The sequence below is a fragment of the Roseibium salinum genome, from assembly GCF_026240905.1.
Lineage (GTDB): Bacteria > Pseudomonadota > Alphaproteobacteria > Rhizobiales > Stappiaceae > Roseibium > Roseibium salinum.
The window spans coordinates 332,986-348,580 of sequence record NZ_JAPEVI010000002.1; the positions used below are offsets into that span (position 1 = coordinate 332,986).

Annotated in this window: 18 protein-coding genes; 14 read left to right on the forward strand and 4 right to left on the reverse strand. The window is 62.7% G+C overall.

Annotated elements, in window-relative coordinates; genetic code table 11:
• Nucleotides 1–228 precede the first annotated feature (228 nt).
• The 3 genes from ON753_RS03870 (at nucleotide 229) to ON753_RS03880 (ending at nucleotide 1,825) form a co-directional block, all read left to right on the forward strand.
• Nucleotides 229–819, forward strand: a complete 591-nt coding sequence (locus tag ON753_RS03870) for a sigma-70 family RNA polymerase sigma factor (protein WP_265961241.1) — start codon at nucleotides 229–231, stop codon at nucleotides 817–819.
• Between the two features lie 101 nt (nucleotides 820–920).
• Nucleotides 921–1,592 carry a BON domain-containing protein gene (locus tag ON753_RS03875; RefSeq protein ID WP_265961242.1) on the forward strand — a complete coding sequence of 224 codons (672 nt, stop codon included), beginning with the start codon at nucleotides 921–923 and terminating at the stop codon, nucleotides 1,590–1,592.
• Between the two features lie 44 nt (nucleotides 1,593–1,636).
• Nucleotides 1,637–1,825 carry a DUF3008 family protein gene (locus tag ON753_RS03880; RefSeq protein ID WP_265961243.1) on the forward strand — a complete coding sequence of 63 codons (189 nt, stop codon included), beginning with the start codon at nucleotides 1,637–1,639 and terminating at the stop codon, nucleotides 1,823–1,825.
• A 156-nt stretch (nucleotides 1,826–1,981) separates the two neighbouring features.
• Here the strand turns inward: ON753_RS03880 and ON753_RS03885 are convergent, their stop codons facing one another.
• Entirely contained in the window at nucleotides 1,982–3,055 is a 1,074-nt protein-coding gene (locus tag ON753_RS03885) for a DNA topoisomerase IB (RefSeq protein ID WP_265961244.1), read from the reverse strand.
• A 182-nt stretch (nucleotides 3,056–3,237) separates the two neighbouring features.
• Here ON753_RS03885 and ON753_RS03890 point away from each other — a divergent pair, with 182 nt between their 5' ends.
• The 7 genes from ON753_RS03890 to ON753_RS03920 all read left to right on the forward strand — a co-directional run bounded on the left by ON753_RS03890 (nucleotide 3,238) and on the right by ON753_RS03920 (nucleotide 9,804).
• Nucleotides 3,238–3,783 carry a cytochrome c oxidase assembly protein gene (locus ON753_RS03890; protein ID WP_265961245.1) on the forward strand — a complete coding sequence of 182 codons (546 nt, stop codon included), beginning with the start codon at nucleotides 3,238–3,240 and terminating at the stop codon, nucleotides 3,781–3,783.
• A gap of 132 nt (nucleotides 3,784–3,915) precedes the next feature.
• A complete protein-coding gene (locus tag ON753_RS03895; protein ID WP_265961246.1) occupies nucleotides 3,916–5,016 on the forward strand; it encodes a c-type cytochrome in 1,101 nt (366 codons plus the stop codon).
• On the forward strand, nucleotides 5,013–6,005 hold the full coding sequence (gene coxB / locus ON753_RS03900; RefSeq protein WP_265961247.1) for a cytochrome c oxidase subunit II: 993 nt from the start codon (nucleotides 5,013–5,015) through the stop codon (nucleotides 6,003–6,005). The genes ON753_RS03895 and coxB overlap by 4 nt, the downstream gene beginning before the upstream one ends.
• A gap of 1 nt (nucleotide 6,006) precedes the next feature.
• Complete coding sequence (gene ctaD, locus ON753_RS03905; protein ID WP_265961248.1) at nucleotides 6,007–8,544, forward strand: cytochrome c oxidase subunit I; 2,538 nt, start codon at nucleotides 6,007–6,009, stop codon at nucleotides 8,542–8,544.
• A complete protein-coding gene (locus ON753_RS03910) occupies nucleotides 8,545–8,928 on the forward strand; it encodes a hypothetical protein (protein ID WP_265961249.1) in 384 nt (127 codons plus the stop codon). It abuts the gene before it with no gap.
• 113 nt (nucleotides 8,929–9,041) lie between these two features.
• Nucleotides 9,042–9,203 (forward strand): hypothetical protein, encoded by a 162-nt coding sequence (locus ON753_RS03915; protein ID WP_265961250.1) that lies wholly within the window; start codon nucleotides 9,042–9,044, stop codon nucleotides 9,201–9,203.
• Nucleotides 9,204–9,207: 4 nt separating this feature from the next.
• Nucleotides 9,208–9,804, forward strand: coding sequence for a UdgX family uracil-DNA binding protein (locus ON753_RS03920; protein WP_265961251.1), 597 nt, complete (start codon nucleotides 9,208–9,210; stop codon nucleotides 9,802–9,804).
• A 118-nt stretch (nucleotides 9,805–9,922) separates the two neighbouring features.
• On the opposite strand, the gene ON753_RS03925 is transcribed toward ON753_RS03920, so the two are convergent.
• Complete coding sequence (locus tag ON753_RS03925; RefSeq protein ID WP_265961252.1) at nucleotides 9,923–10,411, reverse strand: ferritin-like domain-containing protein; 489 nt, start codon at nucleotides 10,409–10,411, stop codon at nucleotides 9,923–9,925.
• Nucleotides 10,412–10,553: 142 nt separating this feature from the next.
• On the opposite strand from ON753_RS03925, the gene ON753_RS03930 reads away from it, so the two are divergent.
• From ON753_RS03930 to ON753_RS03940, 3 genes are read left to right on the forward strand one after another with little or no spacing between them, the layout of a single operon-like run.
• Nucleotides 10,554–11,060 (forward strand): hypothetical protein, encoded by a 507-nt coding sequence (locus ON753_RS03930; protein WP_265961253.1) that lies wholly within the window; start codon nucleotides 10,554–10,556, stop codon nucleotides 11,058–11,060.
• 9 nt (nucleotides 11,061–11,069) lie between these two features.
• Nucleotides 11,070–11,516 (forward strand): DUF421 domain-containing protein, encoded by a 447-nt coding sequence (locus ON753_RS03935; protein ID WP_265961254.1) that lies wholly within the window; start codon nucleotides 11,070–11,072, stop codon nucleotides 11,514–11,516.
• Between the two features lie 7 nt (nucleotides 11,517–11,523).
• Nucleotides 11,524–12,030, forward strand: coding sequence for a DUF421 domain-containing protein (locus ON753_RS03940; RefSeq protein ID WP_265961255.1), 507 nt, complete (start codon nucleotides 11,524–11,526; stop codon nucleotides 12,028–12,030).
• Between the two features lie 66 nt (nucleotides 12,031–12,096).
• Here the strand turns inward: ON753_RS03940 and ON753_RS03945 are convergent, their stop codons facing one another.
• Nucleotides 12,097–12,774 (reverse strand): ZinT family metal-binding protein, encoded by a 678-nt coding sequence (locus tag ON753_RS03945; protein ID WP_265961348.1) that lies wholly within the window; start codon nucleotides 12,772–12,774, stop codon nucleotides 12,097–12,099.
• Between the two features lie 253 nt (nucleotides 12,775–13,027).
• Nucleotides 13,028–13,945: a LysR substrate-binding domain-containing protein gene (locus ON753_RS03950; RefSeq protein WP_265961256.1), complete on the reverse strand. Its 918-nt coding sequence runs from the start codon at nucleotides 13,943–13,945 to the stop codon at nucleotides 13,028–13,030.
• 92 nt (nucleotides 13,946–14,037) lie between these two features.
• On the opposite strand from ON753_RS03950, the gene ON753_RS03955 reads away from it, so the two are divergent.
• Nucleotides 14,038–15,594, forward strand: a complete 1,557-nt coding sequence (locus tag ON753_RS03955; RefSeq protein WP_265961257.1) for a trimethylamine methyltransferase family protein — start codon at nucleotides 14,038–14,040, stop codon at nucleotides 15,592–15,594.
• The last annotated feature ends 1 nt before the right edge of the window (nucleotide 15,595 follow it).

Consider the following 15,595-nt stretch of genomic DNA (forward strand, 5'->3'; position numbering starts at 1 on the left):
TTTCCCGCCTTCAGACCCGCCGGCCGGTGGCGGTGAGGGAAGCGGGCCGACGAGGCTGGTAAAACTCACGATGGGCGAAGCAGCGATGCGGTATCCGGCGGTAATCGCCCGGGGAAAATTTATCTCTCGACGCCCTTTTAATGTGGGAACTCAATCGCCGGCGCCGCATTGAAGCGTTGTGCAACAGAGAAAAATCAACCTCAACACAAAATTGTCCGGGAGGACTGCATGGCACCTCTTCCCCGTGTGGACGACAGACATGCTCGCCACCAGCAAACCATCTACCGGCCCAACGACGAAATCGTCGAGTTGATCCCGGCGTTGCGCGCTTTTGCGCGCACCTTCTACTACGACACCAACGACGCCGACGACCTCGTCCAGGAGACACTGACCAAAGCGATTGCGAGAATCCACCAGTTTACGCCCGGCACAAACATGAAGTCGTGGCTCTTCACCATCATGCGCAACACCTTCTACACCAAGATCAGGGTGCAGAAGCGGGAAACGCCGGCAAGCGCCGACTGCGCTTCACTGAGAGTGGCGGTGGATTCCACGCAGGAATGGTCGATGAAGGGCAAGGAACTGTCTCGCGCCCTGCACCGGCTGTCCCCCCTGCAGCGTGAGGTTCTTGTTCTTATCGGCGTGATGGGCGTGAGCTATGAAGATGCCGCCGTAATCCTCGGATGCGCCATAGGCACCGTGAAAAGCCGCCTCAACCGGGCCCGCTGGAAACTGCTCGAGGAACTTGGCGAGGACAGCCCCGCTTCGAGCGTGGAACATGACGACGCCTTTACCGTCGGCTCGCTGCAAAAAGGCTGAAACGCGCCTGAAAGCCGGAAACAATTTTTTCGCCTGTGCCGCGAACAAAATCGGCACATCAATCGTTGGAACAGCAAACGAACCAATTCAGGGAGCAGCCGATGGCACGCCCAAGACAGCGTCAGGAATATCCGGAATGGTGGGAACGGGTCTCTTCGGGATACGGCGATGATCGCCGGCGCGACTGGCCGACCGAAGATCGCTGGTGGGACCGCGATCCCTATGGCGGCCCGAAACGCGAATACGGACCCGATTACCGCGATCCGTGGGGCCGCCACTACATGCAATCCATGCCCTACTGGCTCTACGCATGGCCGCTGCCCTCCGCATTCGCCGGAGATCGCTATTTTGAAGAGAGCGAATACCGGGACCGGGGGTATCGGGATCCAGACTACCGGGACCAGGACTTCCGTGACCGCGAAGGACGCGGTTTGGTAGACCGAGCGGCCGACGAGGTTTCCTCCTGGTTCGGCGACGATGACGCCGAACGCCGCCGCTGGCGGGACAGGCATCGCGGCAAGGGGCCGAAGGGCTATGCCCGTTCGGACAATCGTATCCTCGAGGACGTGAACGACCGCCTCATGGAAGACGGCGGTGTCGACGCAAGTGAAATTGAAGTGTCCGTCAAGGATGGCGAAGTCACGCTGAGCGGCTCGGTCACCGACCGCTTCGAGAAGCGGCGCGCAGAGGACTGTGCCGACATGGTGAGCGGCGTCCGCCACACCCAGAACAATTTGCAGATCGAGGAACCGGCGCGCGGGCAGCGGGCGTAGCACCGCCCCGTCGCGCGGCCACAGTCGAGAGTGAGGAAAACATCATGCCAGCCAAATCAAAGTCCCAGCAGATGGCAGCCGGCGCAGCGCTTGCCGCAAAACGCGGCGAGAAAAAGAAAAGCGAACTGCAAGGCGCATCGAAGAGCATGGAAGAGTCGATGTCGAAGAAGGAACTCGAGGAACTTGCCTCGACCAAACGCAAGGGCAAGCCGAAACACGACTCGAAGGACTAGCCCGCCCGGGCAGCGCACATCAGGAATTCCCGCCAACGGACACCCCTCTCCTCCCCATCCTCCCCCTGTCCGTTCGCGAGGACGCGGTGCAAAGCCGCAAGGAACCGGCCCCCAAGGCCGGTTCCTTTTTTGGCAGGGTATTGACCTCAATGACGGCTAACCTTCCGGCCGGATTGTTGCCCTCAACCACCGCAGAACCAGCGACTCCTCCTTGTCCAGCCCGCTCAAGGGCTTGCGGTAGCGGCGGCGAAGTTCGTTGATTTCGTCGCCCAGGGTCCCCGCTTCCCAGGCGTCCAGGACTGCCGGGTGTATGTAGCCCTTTCGGCAGACCGTCCGCGTGTTCCGCAACTCCTGCGCAACACGGTCGATTATCCGATTGGCCGCGATGGTCCGCCTGCGCTTTGCCGACGGGCACTCGGCGTCGGCCAGCAGAACGGTCGCCAGCGATGTCGCTGCCCAGGTGCGGAAGTGTTTGGAGGTGAACTCCTCTCCGGCGGCCTCGCGAATGTAATCGTTCACGTCATGGGAGTGGATGGGAACACGGGTCTTGCCGTCGACATACTGAAACAGGTGCTGCCCCGGCAGATCCTCGATCGTGGCGATGATCCGGGCGATGCGGCGGTCCACGAGTTTCAGCTTCCACTCACGGCCGGACTTGCCCCGGAAGGCAAAGCGGACAGACGAACTGCTCGTGGCCACGTGTTGCGAACGGAGCGTGGTCAGCCCGAAACTCCGGTTCTCCCGCCGGTAGCTGTCGTTGCCGACGCGGATCAGGGTCTTGTCGAGGAGCCGCACGACCACCGCCAACACCTTCTCCCGCGGGAGGCCCGGGCGGGAGAGATCCGTGTCGACGCGCGCACGCAGCGCCGGCAGGCGCTCGGCAAAGTCGACCAGGCTGGCGAACTTGACCGCGTCGCGAAAGGCAGTCCAATCCGGATGATAGCGGTACTGTTTCCGTCCGCGCTGGTCACGTCCGGTTGCCTGGATATGCCCGTTGGCGAGCGGACAGATCCAGACATCCGTCCAGGCCGGCGGTATCGCCAGGGAACGGATGCGTTTGAGTACTTCAGGATCCTTCACCCGCGAGCCGTCGGGCCGCTTGTAGGTGAAGCCCCTGCCCGCCCTGCGCCGGACGATCCCGGCATCGGTATCGCACACATGCACAAGCTGCGGATCATCCTGAAGATCTGTCAGGAACGGAACGGTATTCGCGGCTGGACTTATATCCATGGCTTCCGACATCGTTGGAAAAAGGAACGCGGTGATGCCGTTAAAAGCCGAGGGCGGAGATTTGGTTCCCGGCCCCGGATGCCGGCGGCCAGTCAAAAAATCCGGCGTCGCAGGCTTCATCAGAGGGAACTTAAGGGCGCCTCCGTGGTTCAACGTCCATGAGTGGAGCGCTCTCAATACAAATGACCACGCATATTCTTGCGATGAACGTCGTCGCGCCTCTTGCGGTGTGGCTGTGGCCCGTGGTGCGCAGACGGACCGCGGCACTCTCCTACGGCGTTGTCGCGGCAGCCGGTCTGCAGCTTGCGCTCATGTGGGGCTGGCACATGCCGGAGGCCATGCGGTCAGCCGCCTCCCATCCGGCGCTCGCCGCTGCCATGCATGCCTCCTTGTTTCTTTCGGCATTGCTGTTCTGGGGAGCGGTGTTCCAGGAGATGGACCGGGCTCCGTGGCGGTCACTCGCGGCACTGCTCCTCACGGGCAAGTTCTTCTGTCTTCTGGGAATTCTGCTCGTCTTCGCCCCCCGGCCCCTCTATGCGTCCGCCCAAGCGCCCCTGGGATCTATTGCCGGCGTTCTCGCGGACCAGCAGATGGCCGGGCTCCTGATGATCATCGCCTGTCCCGTAACCTATGTGCTCGGCAGCATCCTCATAGTCCGCCGCTGGATGGTGGTGGACGAGATTGCCGGCGGATGGCGCCCGGTATCCGTTCACGGTGATCATGACTGATCCGGCAACCCATATCGGGCTGCCGGCCAGGCAGGTCGCGCGGTGCAGTGCGCCCGGCCGAACGACCCGAACAGGCGGTCAGACCGGGACAAGCCGCCGTGAACCGGCATCAGAACGACCGGAGCGGTAACGGTGAATCTTCCGCGTCGACTGACCCCGCAGAATGGTTTCCTCTGGCTGGCCGTCGCCGGCCTTCTCGGGGCCTTCCTGATCGGCATTGTTGCTCTCGTCTTTGCCATGTCCGGGCTCTACAACGTCTCGGCCGCGGTCAAGCATTTTCAAATCACGGAGAAGCTGATCCAGATCACACTTCACCGCTCGATCTCGTTCCACAGCGACGACGAGGTACCGGTCGACCTGAAGGACCAGAACCTCGCCCGGCTGGGCGCCCGGCATTTCGATCTCGGCTGTGCGCCATGTCACGGCGCCCCCGGCACGCCTGCGAGCGTCGTGATGCAATCGATGTATCCAACCCCTCCCGACCTGACGCGCGCGGTGGACAAATTCACGCCTGGGGAACTGGCCTGGATCATCGAGAACGGACTGAAATACACCGGCATGCCCTCCTGGCCCGGGCACGGCAGGAAAGACGAAGTCTGGCCGCTGGTCGCCTTCCTGCATCAATTGCCGGATATGGGACTGCGGGAATATTCCCAATATGCCGGCGCCGTCAAAGAAGTCCCTTCGAGCGAACTTTCCTCGTGCAATTCGTGCCACGGCGGGAAAAACCGGCCGCCGGTGGCGCCCATGGTGCCTTCTCTGTCGGGCCAGAGTGCCACCTATCTCCAGCGTGCGTTGACGGAGTACCGGTCCGGCACACGCCAGAGCGGGATGATGGAACCGATAGCGGCGAAACTGGATGATGCGGCGATCCAAAAGCTCGCTAATACCTTTGCCGGGGAGTCCCGTGCGCCACAGGACGCTCCTGCGGTGGATGGCAACATCGCTCTGGGACAACGGATCGCAACATCCGGCGACCCGCAGAACGCAATACCGGCCTGCCTGTCTTGCCACGGGACAAATGCCTCCGACAAGTTCCCCAGGCTGAACGGCCTGTCGCGCACCTATATCACCCGCCAGTTGTCCCTGTTCAAGGCGGGCGTGCGCGACCAGACGGCCTATGGCGCAGTGATGGCGACCGTTGCACGCCGGCTGAACCGTGAGCAGATGGACGCTGCCGCCGCCTACTTTGCCTCCACCGCTACCACCCCGGCAGCGGGAGGCGGCCAATGACCGGTCTCGCACGGAAGGCACTCACGCTCGGTTCAGCGTCGCTCGCCAGCGGCTGTGGCGGTATCCAGTCGGCCCTCCAGCCGACCGGCCGGGAAGCGGCCGACGTGGAGCTCCTGTTTATGGTCGTCACCTGGTTGAGTGTCGCCATTACGCTGCTCGTGCTGGCGGCGATCGCCGTCGCGCTGTGGGGGTCCGACGGCTGGCGCAGCCGGCTCGGGCGCGAATGGCCGATCATCGGCGGCGGCATCGTCCTGCCGGTGCTGGTCCTCTCGGGCCTGCTCGCCTACGGCCTCATCATCATGAACATCGGTGCTTCGCGCGCCTCGCGCGCCGAGGGGCCGGGCATAACCGTGATCGGCAAACAATGGTGGTGGAAGGTCGTCTATACCACTGAAGACGGGCAGCGTGTCGTCAGCGCCAACGAACTCAGGATACCGATCGACAGGCCGGTCGCGCTCAGGCTCGAGACCGAGGACGTGATCCACAGCTTCTGGGTGCCGCAGCTGGCCGGCAAGCTAGACATGATCCCGGGCCGCACAAACACGCTGACGATCGAGGCGGACGAGCCCGGCATCAGCCGCGGCCAATGCGCGGAATATTGCGGCGGCGCCCATGCACTGATGTCGTTCTACGTGGTGGCGATGCCGCCGGACGCCTACGAGGACTGGCTGGCGGCGGAGGCCGCGCCGGCCCAAGAGCCCGGCGGTGCCGAGGCCCGCGAGGGCAAGACACTGTTCATGGAAAACGGCTGCGGTGGTTGCCACGCGATCCGCGGAACGCAAGCGAAAGGCACGATCGGCCCGGACCTGACGCATGTCGGCGGTCGCCACTCGCTTGGCGCAGCCACGCTGGCCAATGACGCGGAAGCCTTCGCGAACTGGATCCGGAACAACCAGCGCATCAAGCCGGACAACCTCATGCCCGGTTACCGGAACCTGGAGCGCGACGAGCTTTCGGCAATCGCAATCTATCTGGAGGGGCTGGACTGACATGAGCCGGACGGAAGACACGCTTCCCAATCCCGAGCCCCGCTCCGAAGCGGAGGTGGAAGAGCTTCGCCGTATCTGGGCAACGCCCGGCGGCTTCAAGCTCGTCACCGCCGTGAACAACACGGTGATCGGCCTCCTTTACATCGGCACCGCCTTCCTGATGTTCCTTCTGGCCGGCGGGCTGGCGCTGCTGATGCGCACGCAGCTCGCGGTGCCGGAGAACGATTTCATCGGCCAGGACCTCTACAACCAGATGTTCACGGTGCACGGCACGACGATGATGTTCCTGTTCGCCGTGCCGGCCGTGGAGGCCCTGGGCGTGATGCTCCTGCCACAGATGCTTGCCGCCCGCGACCTTCCCTTCCCCCGCCTCAGCGCATTCGCCATCTGGGCCTATGTTGTGGGCGGGCTGGTGTTCTTTTCCACCATCTTCTACGACCTCGCGCCCAAGGGCGGCTGGTTCATGTACACGCCGCTGACGCTCAAGGAGTTCTCTCCCGGCGACAATGCCGATTTCTGGCTGCTCGGAATCGGTTTCATCGAAATCTCCGCCATTGCCGGGGCGATCGAGATCGTGGTCGGCACGCTGCGCACGCGCCCGCCCGGCATGTCGCTGACCAAGATGCCGATCTTCGCCTGGTCGATGCTGATCTTCGCGGCGATGATCATGTTCGCCTTTCCGGCGGTCATTCTCGGCACCATGCTGCTCGAGATCGAGCGCTCCTTCGGCTGGCCGTTCTTCACCGCCGCAAAGGGCGGCGACCCGCTTCTGTGGCAGCATCTCTTCTGGTTCTTCGGCCATCCCGAGGTCTACATCATTTTCCTTCCCGCCGCCGGCCTTGTGTCGATGATCGTCCCGGCGATGGCACAGCGCCCGCTGATCGGCTACAGGCTGATCGTCGTGGCGCTGGTCGGCACCGGCTTCTTTTCCTTCGGCCTGTGGGTGCACCACATGTTCACCACAGGCATCCCGTCGCTGAGCCTGGCCTTCTTCTCGGCGGCCAGCATGGCGGTCGCGGTTCCCTCCGGCATCCAGGTGTTTTCCTGGATCGCCACCATGGCGGCCAGCAAGGGACGTTTCCGCATCACGACACCATCACTCTTCGTGCTCGGTTTTCTGGCGATTTTCACTATCGGCGGGCTGACCGGCGTGATGGTGGCCATCGTTCCGCTCGATTTTCAGGTGCACGATTCCTACTTCGTCGTCGCCCATTTTCACTACGTGCTGATCGGCGGCATGGTCTTTCCGCTCTTTGCCACCTTCTACTACTGGATGCCGATGGCGACCGGCAGGCTGCTGTCCGAGAGAGCCGGGCGATGGGTGTTCTGGCTGATGTTCGCCGGCTTCAACATCTCCTTTTTCCCCATGCACCTTACCGGGCTGAAAGGCATGCCGCGCCGCGTGTGGACCTATCCGGAGGGGGTCGGCTGGGACTGGCTCAACATGGTCTCCACGATCGGCGCCTATGTGCTTGCGGCCGGTGTCGCGGTCTTCGTCGTCGATGTCGCGCGAAGCCTGCGCCGCCCGGCCGATGCGCCGGACAATCCGTGGAACGCGGGAACGCTCGAATGGCTTCCGAACGACGTCTATTCGACGCGCAGCATTCCCCTTATCACCAGCCGCGAGCCGCTGTGGGACCAGCCGGACCTGCCGCGCCAGGTGCGTTCAGGCCAGCACTTCCTGCCCAATGCGCCGACAGGCGGGCGGGAAACGATCGTCACCTCGGCGATCGAGGCGAGACCGCAATACATCATCCAGATGCCCGGTCCCGGATGGGAACACCTCGTCGCCGCCGTGTTCACCGCGGCGTTCTTCCTGCTTCTGACCGTCAAGATCGTCGTGCCCGCCATTGTCTGCGGCGTGATCGCCGTTGCCGCATGCCTGGTGTGGGTCTGGGGGCTCGACCCCGGGCCATCCAAGGGGTCGGTGGAGATCGGCGGGGGACTGACCGTGCCAACCTATGCCAGCGGCCCCTCTTCACATTCCTGGTGGGCGATGGTGGTGCTGGTCTTCGTGGCAGGCTCTCTCTATGTCGCCTTCATCTTTTCCTATCTCTACCTGTGGGTCGTCTCCCCGGACATCTGGGCGCCGCAGGGCTCACCATCCCTGCCGCCGCTCTTCTGGCCGGTGGCCGGAGCCGTTCTTGCGTGTGGCGGCGCAGCGGCCATGAAAGCCGCAGGAAGACTGCTGCCGGAGCCCGGCACGGGCGGTGCAACGGCACCCCTGCTCAATTGCGTTGGCGCCCTTGCGCTGGCGGGAGCCGTGGTTCTTGAGGTTTACGGCCATTGGCAGACCGGGTTGCGCCCGACCGAAAACGCCTATGGCGCCCTCGTCTACATGCAGAGTGCTCTCAACGGACAAGTCGCCTTCGTGATCCTGATCATGAGCGGCTTTGCGATCGCGCGCATGCTGACCGGCAGGCTGGACCGGGTCCGCCGGGTCAGCTTCGACAATTGCGCGGTGCTCTACTACTACGCCGCAGCCCAGCTTCTGTTCGGGCTGCTTCTGATCCACGGGTTTCCAAGGGGCGCGGCATAGATGGCAAAGGACGGCAACTTCTTTCGATCCGGGCGCGAACCTTCCACCGCCGGAACACTGGTTTTCCTGATGTTCGGACCCTTGGTGTGGGCCGGCCACCTTACCATCGTTTATGGCGGGCACACGCTCCTGTGCCTGCGCGGCGAGCTGGCCGGCGTGGCCGACGTCTATGTTCTGACAATCACGGCCGCAGCCGTGTTGATCCTTGGCGCGTTCGTGTTCCGGATTGCGAGTTGGGAGCGGGTGATGGGGCTCCTGACCGGCGAAGATGCGAACAGGACCACCCGCCGTACTGCCCGCCTGCTCGCCATCCTGTCGCTGATCGCAGTTCTGTGGAGCGGCGCAACGGTGGGATTGGTGGCCGCCTGCGTGCAAGGCCGGTGAGACAGGTTGTCCAGCAAAAGACGGTCCGAAGGCACCGGCGAGGAACCTATGCGCGCGCCAGCGGTTGTTTTCCTAAACACCCCAATTCGGGCTGAACAACCAGCGAGGCCAAGATGATTATATCCGACATTCTCTGGTTTGCGGCTGTTGCGCTGGGGCCGCTGGCACTCGCAGCCGCCATAATCTACGCGATCTTCAGGCGCAGACGGCTCACGAGGAGCGAGCGCGAGCGCCAGAAGCGCGGTGTTCGGCACCTTTACAAGGACGAGCCGTAGTCCCATGTCGGAGGCAAGCTCCCTGAAGGAACTGGCGGAAGCGGAAGCCGAATGCCGCCGCTGCCCACTGTGGCGCGACGCCACGCAGGCTGTGCCAGGAGCCGGCCGACGGAATGCGCGGCTGATGCTGATCGGCGAACAGCCGGGCGACAAGGAAGATCTTGCCGGCGAACCGTTCGTCGGCCCGGCAGGGGCTATCCTCAACAAGGCGATGGCCGACGCGGGCCTATCGCGCGAGGAAATCTTCCTCACCAATAGCGTGAAGCATTTCAAGCATGAGCAGCGCGGCAAGCGCCGTCTGCACAAGAGGCCGAATGCCGGCGAGATCGACCAGTGTCGCTGGTGGCTGGGCCTGGAGCTGCGGCTGGTCCGGCCGAAACTGGCGGTGGCGCTCGGTGCGACGGCTTTTCGCGGCGTTGCGGGACGACCGGGCAGGATTTCCGACTTGCGCGGCCGCGTCCTGGACGACGTCTGCGAGGTTCCCGTGTTTGTCACGGTGCATCCCTCATTCCTGCTGCGCATTCGCGACAACCGCGAAAGCGCGTACCGGCAGTTCGTCCGCGATCTGGAGGCGTGTGGACGACTGGCCGCGCAGATGTAGCGTCTCTGCGCGCTGTCCATGAAAAACCGCCGTGTCCGGCGAAGTGTCGAAACGTGGCGTGGCTCGCCTCATCTCTTCGCACACTCGCCGCTCGGAATGAGGCTCGCTCGCGCCAGCTTCAGACAGCCTCGCGCTGGAGATAGGTTGTCGTGACTTCAGTGAGGTTTTCGATAAGCCACGCCGCCATGGTTTCTTCTTCGCGCTGTATGTCCTCGCACACTTTGGCGGTTTTTGCGTCACCGGCCACCCGGGCGGCAGCTGCAAGGATCTTGTAGGCTGCGATCTCCATATGCTCGAACGTGTAGCTTGCCAGTGCGCTCTTGACGACCTCATCGGAGACGAACATGCCGCTGAAGGTCTGCAGACCGGCGGTAAACTTGCCGGCAGCGTCCTTCATACCCGACGTGCTGGTACCGCGGGCCTTTAGGCAATCCTCAAGGCGTTCGCGCTGCGACTGGGTTTCCGAGATGTGCTGCTGAATGCGCGCCTTCAGTTCGGGAAAGTTCTCGATCCGGTCCGCCTGTGCTTTCAGCACCTGTTCCGCCTGTTCTTCCATCGCGTGGGCATCGCGCAGCCACTGGTTCAAGGTCTCGTTGATATCGGCCATGTCGGTGTTCCTCGCGTTGCAGCTTGATGTCAGTCCAACAGCCGTGGCGCCGATTGGTTCCCCGTTTCCCGTTGGAGCGCGCTGACGGAGGACCTGCCGGTTGAGGGAACCGGAACCGTGCCCGTGCGTTTGATCGACAATCATGTCAAACAAGGACCAGCCACCACCGGTCAGGGACGACGGCCTTCAGCTTGCCGAGGATCGCGCGTTTCAGAACCGGCTCTGGACGATCCAGCGGAGCGCCTGGATCGGGTTCATCGTGTTGCTGCTCATTGCGCTCGCCGGCTTCACCGGCGGGGGTGGTTATTTCAGCAATCAGAAAGTGGAGATCGGTGACGCGACCGTGGTCCTGCCGCGGATCTCGCGCCGTGAGGCAACTGACGAGATGAGGCTGATCGTGTCCGACGCTCCGACCGTCGACGTTCTGCTGAGCTCCGACTTCGCCCGCTACTACACGATCAAGCAGATATATCCGCAGCCGGACCACAGCGAGGCGACCGATACGGGACTGCGGTTGCGCTTTGCTCTTGCCGGCAAGGGCTCAAAGGAAATCGCTATCGACCTGATCGCCTCCCGGATCGGTCTGACCTCGTTTGAGATTTCGATCGGCACGGCGACCCGGACCGTCCGCACCATGGTGCTGCCATAGGAGGAAATCATGGAATCGGTATTGCGCGGCCTTGCGGTTTACGTCGTGCTTCTGGTCGTCACGCGGCTATCGGGCCGCCGGACCATGGCGCAGATCACACCCTTCGATTTCGTGCTTCTCCTGATCGTCGCCGAGACCACTCAACAGGCCCTGCTCGGATTCGATTATTCGATTACCAATGCCGTCATCGTCATCGTGACGCTGTTCGGCTCCGACATCGCGTTCTCATACATCAAGCAATTGTCGCCGCGCAGCGCCTACCTTCTGAACGGTGTGCCTACGGTCCTCATCAGCCGCGGGGAACCCGACTTTGCTGCCTTGCGCCGGGCACGCGTCAGCCTGGACGACGTCCTGGAGAGCGCACGCCAGCAGCACGGGCTCGGCAGGCTGGACGAGGTCGAATTCGCGGTGCTCGAAATCGGCGGCAATCTCAGCATCATTCCCCGAAAACGCTAGGCGAGACATGGACTGGCTTGACGACTTTCACTATCTGATCGGCAGCGATCCCGGCGGAATTTCCTGGTGGCAGATGAGCATCCGCGCCGTGCTCGTCTTTGTGTTCGGGCTCGTCCTGATCAGGCTGTTCGGCCGGCGCGCCTTTGGTCAGCAGACGGCACTGGATATCTTTCTGGCAATTATCGTAGGTTCCAATCTGGGCCGGGCAATCACCGGGAACGCGCCCTTTGGTCCCACCCTCGCGGCGACCATGGTGCTTGCGATCCTGTATTGGATCGTGAGGCATGCCACCGCCCGGTTCTCCCGTTTCTCGAACCTCATCAAGGGTCATCCCATCCCTTTGGTGGAACATGGACGGCTCAAGGCCAAGGCGATGCGCGGAGCCGCCGTGAGCGTCGGCGATATCGACGAATCCGCGCGGGAGTCGGGGTTGCCCGGGCTGGATTCCGTCGAGGAAGCGCGATTGGAGCGCAGCGGCCGGATCAGCACTCGAAGCGGCGGATCTGCTGAGTAGTGGCGCCGAATACCGCATCGCTCGAGGCTGTCCGGGCCTTCAAGCGATGCGGCGCTCAGCTCAGGATCAATGCGCCATCATCTCGCCGGCAATCTGCTCACCGCTCAGCGAGGAGGGATAATAGGTCGGCCAGTTGGTCACTTCCTTCAGCAGGTTGGCGCGTTCGTCGCCCCAATAGAGGTGGTAGTGAGACGCCCCTTCGGGTGCGATGCGGTGGTCGCTGAACTGAATGAACCCAGGAGCCTCATCATCTCCTTCCGTCTTTTCGAAGATGTAGCGCACGCCACGATTGCCCGCTTCATATGTCAGGAGCTCGTACCCGTCGGCAGCGTAGTGCCCCGCGACGGCCCCACCTTCCGCGTAGAAGGTGACGAGGTCGCCGCTGATGGTGATGCGGTCGACATCGGTGCGGTATCCTGTTTCGTAATAGGCACGGTACTCTTGCGCGCTCTTGCCGCCATGCTCCGCCTTGTGCTCCATGACCGGGTCCAGGGTGCCACTCATCAAAAGTGGATAGACAGACTGCCAATCCCCCTCCCAGTCAGAGAGCTCACGCGCCTCGACCTGTTCGTCGTCGAAGTATCCTTTGTAAATCTCGGATTGCTCGTGCGCGCTGTCATGGTCGTGCGAATGCGCCACCGCTTTATCGGCAATTTGGCCTCCTTCTGCCCGCACCTGCGCCGCGAACAGCAGCGTTGACCCTATCATCAACGCGCCAACGGACGTGGTGACCGCCTTGTGCATGATCGCCTTTTGCATGTTTCTGCCTTTTCCTGGTTATTGAACGGGGGGTGTGAATCTGGTCGGTTAGTTATGTTATTACATAACGCAATCGTTGATGTAGCTGAACATTCTCACGCTGACAACAGGAATTCGAACACGCGGAGCGAAAATCCGGCTGCTTATGAGTGCCGGATCGAAAGGCCCATCGTGCGTCCAAAGGAAGTCTTGCGCCGTCAGTCACTTGCACGGATGCAGATTGATCCGGATCCCAAGATCAGACCACCTGCCTGTTGCGCTGGTCGGTCAGCCAGTCGCGCACGTCCCGGGCGGCGGGCGACAGGGGCATGTCCTTCGGCCATGTCACATAGTAGGTCTTGCCGGTGCGCAGCGTGTGTCCGGTCAGTCTTCGCAGGACGCCCTTTGCCACAAGTCCGTCCGTCAGATGCCCCCACCCGAGCGCGATTCCCTGGCCCTCGATGACCGACTGAATCACCAGGACATAGTCATTGATCTGCAATCCCTTCGGTACGCGGCGGTCTGTGAGGCCGGCCGACACGAACCAGTCCGTCCAGGTCACCGAGGCGCGGAAGGGCTCCTCCAGATGGATGAGCGGATGCGACAGCAACTCCTCCATGTCGGCGGTATCCTCGAAACGACCCGAGTAGCTCGCGCCGCAGACCGGATAGATCTCTTCGGGCGCCAGAATCGCGCATTCGTACTGAGGCCAGTTTGCCGGAACACCGGCGCGGATGCCGAGCGGAATGCCCTCGCCGACAAGATCGAGATCTCGGTCCGCCGTCTGGATGCGCAGTTCGATATGCGGCAGGTCTTCATGCAACTGGTGCAGCCGCGGGACCATCCAGTAGGCGGCAAAGGCCGTCGAAGCTGACAGGGTCACATGCGGTCCGGTTGCAGCCGCCCGCAGGTTCTGCGCCGACCTGTAGATGTGGGACAGGCCGAGCGACACATCCGCGTAAAAGCGCTGCCCCGCCTCGGTCAGGCGCACCCGCCTGTGCTCGCGCAGAAAAAGCGCCGTGCCGAGATGCGTCTCCAGCCTGCCGATCGCGTAGGACACCGCCGCCTGTGTCATGCCGAGTTCACGTGCTGCCGCGCTGAAACTCTCCAGCCGCCCGGCGGCCTCATAAACCACGAGGCTGTTGATGGAGGGTAAGAGCCGACGAAGTGTTTCCATAAACCCAGCTTATCAATTTCATCAGTTTTTTCCAGAGTTACACGGTATTCCGGCGACCGTACTCTTTCCCTTCTGTAGAAGGAGCTTATGGAATGACCAACCAGTCAGTGGAGATTTCCCCGGCGGCAGGGCGCAGATCAGGCCGTCAAGCGCGGCAGGAAAGCCGCAGCCGCGGACCGCAGGGGCTCCACCGCCCCTACATCGTCCGCAACATTCCGACCTACGATATCCTGTCCGAAGAAAATCTGGAGCGCATCGAGGCGACGGCGGACCGGATTCTCGAGGAAGTCGGCATCGAGTTTCGCGACGATCCCGTCGCCGTCGAGCACTGGAAGAAGGCCGGAGCGCGCGTCGATGGCGTGCGCGTCAGATTCGCGCCCGGCATGCTGCGGGAAATCCTGAAGAGTGCACCGGCGGAATTCACCCAGCATGCCCGCAATCCCGCGAATTTGGTTCGCATCGGCGGACCGAACGTCGTCTTCGCGCCCGCCTACGGCTCGCCCTTCGTGATGGATCTCGACCAGGGCCGCCGTTACGGCACGATCGAGGATTTCCGCAATTTCGTGAAACTCGCGCAATCTTCACCCTGGCTGCATCATTCCGGCGGCACGATTTGCGAGCCCGTGGACGTTCCGGTCAACAAGCGCCATCTGGACATGGTCTACAGCCACATCCGCTACTCGGATCGCCCGTTCATGGGATCGGTGACGGCGGAAAGCCGGGCCGAGGATTCCATCGAAATGGCCCGGCTCGTCTTTGGCCGTGCATTCGTCGACGAGAACTGCGTCATCCTCGGCAACGTCAACGTCAACTCGCCGCTGGTCTGGGACGGCACCATGACTGCGGTCCTCAGGGCCTATGCCCGTGCCAACCAGGCGGCCGTCGTCGTGCCGTTCATTCTTGGAGGCGCCATGGGTCCGGTGACAAATGCCGGCGCGATCGCGCAGTCACTGGCGGAGACAATGGCCGGCTGCGCGCTGACCCAGCTCGAGCGACCCGGTGCGCCGGTCATCTTCGGCAACTTCCTGTCGTCCATGTCCCTGCGTTCCGGATCGCCGACATTCGGCACGCCGGAGCCGGCCATCGGTTCGATGGTGATCGGTCAACTCGCCCGGCGGCTCAATCTTCCGCTGCGCTGCTCGGGCAACTTCACGACCTCGAAGCTCCCCGATGCCCAGTCGATGAACGAGGCAACGATGTCGATGCTGGCCGCTGTTCATTGCGGTGCGAATTTCATCCTGCATTCGGCCGGCTTCCTGGACGGGCTCCTGTCCATGTCCTACGAGAAATTCGTCATGGACACCGACTTTTGCGGCGCGCTGCACACCTATCTGGACGGGGTAAAGGTGGACGACGACCAACTCGCCCTCGATGCCTTCAGGGAAGTCGGACCCGGCAATCACTTCTTCGGCTGCGCGCACACCATGGCCAACTACCAGTCCGCCTTCTGGGACTCGCAGATCTCCGACAACGATTCATTCGAAAAATGGGAAGCGGCCGGCTGTGAGGACACTGCCGGCCGCGCCAATTACCGTTGGAAGAAGATGCTCGCCGAATACGAAGCGCCGCCCCTGGAGGAAGCGACGGACGAGGCACTTCAGGACTTTGTGAACGGCCGCAAGGGGGCAATGGCGGATGCCTGGTATTGAA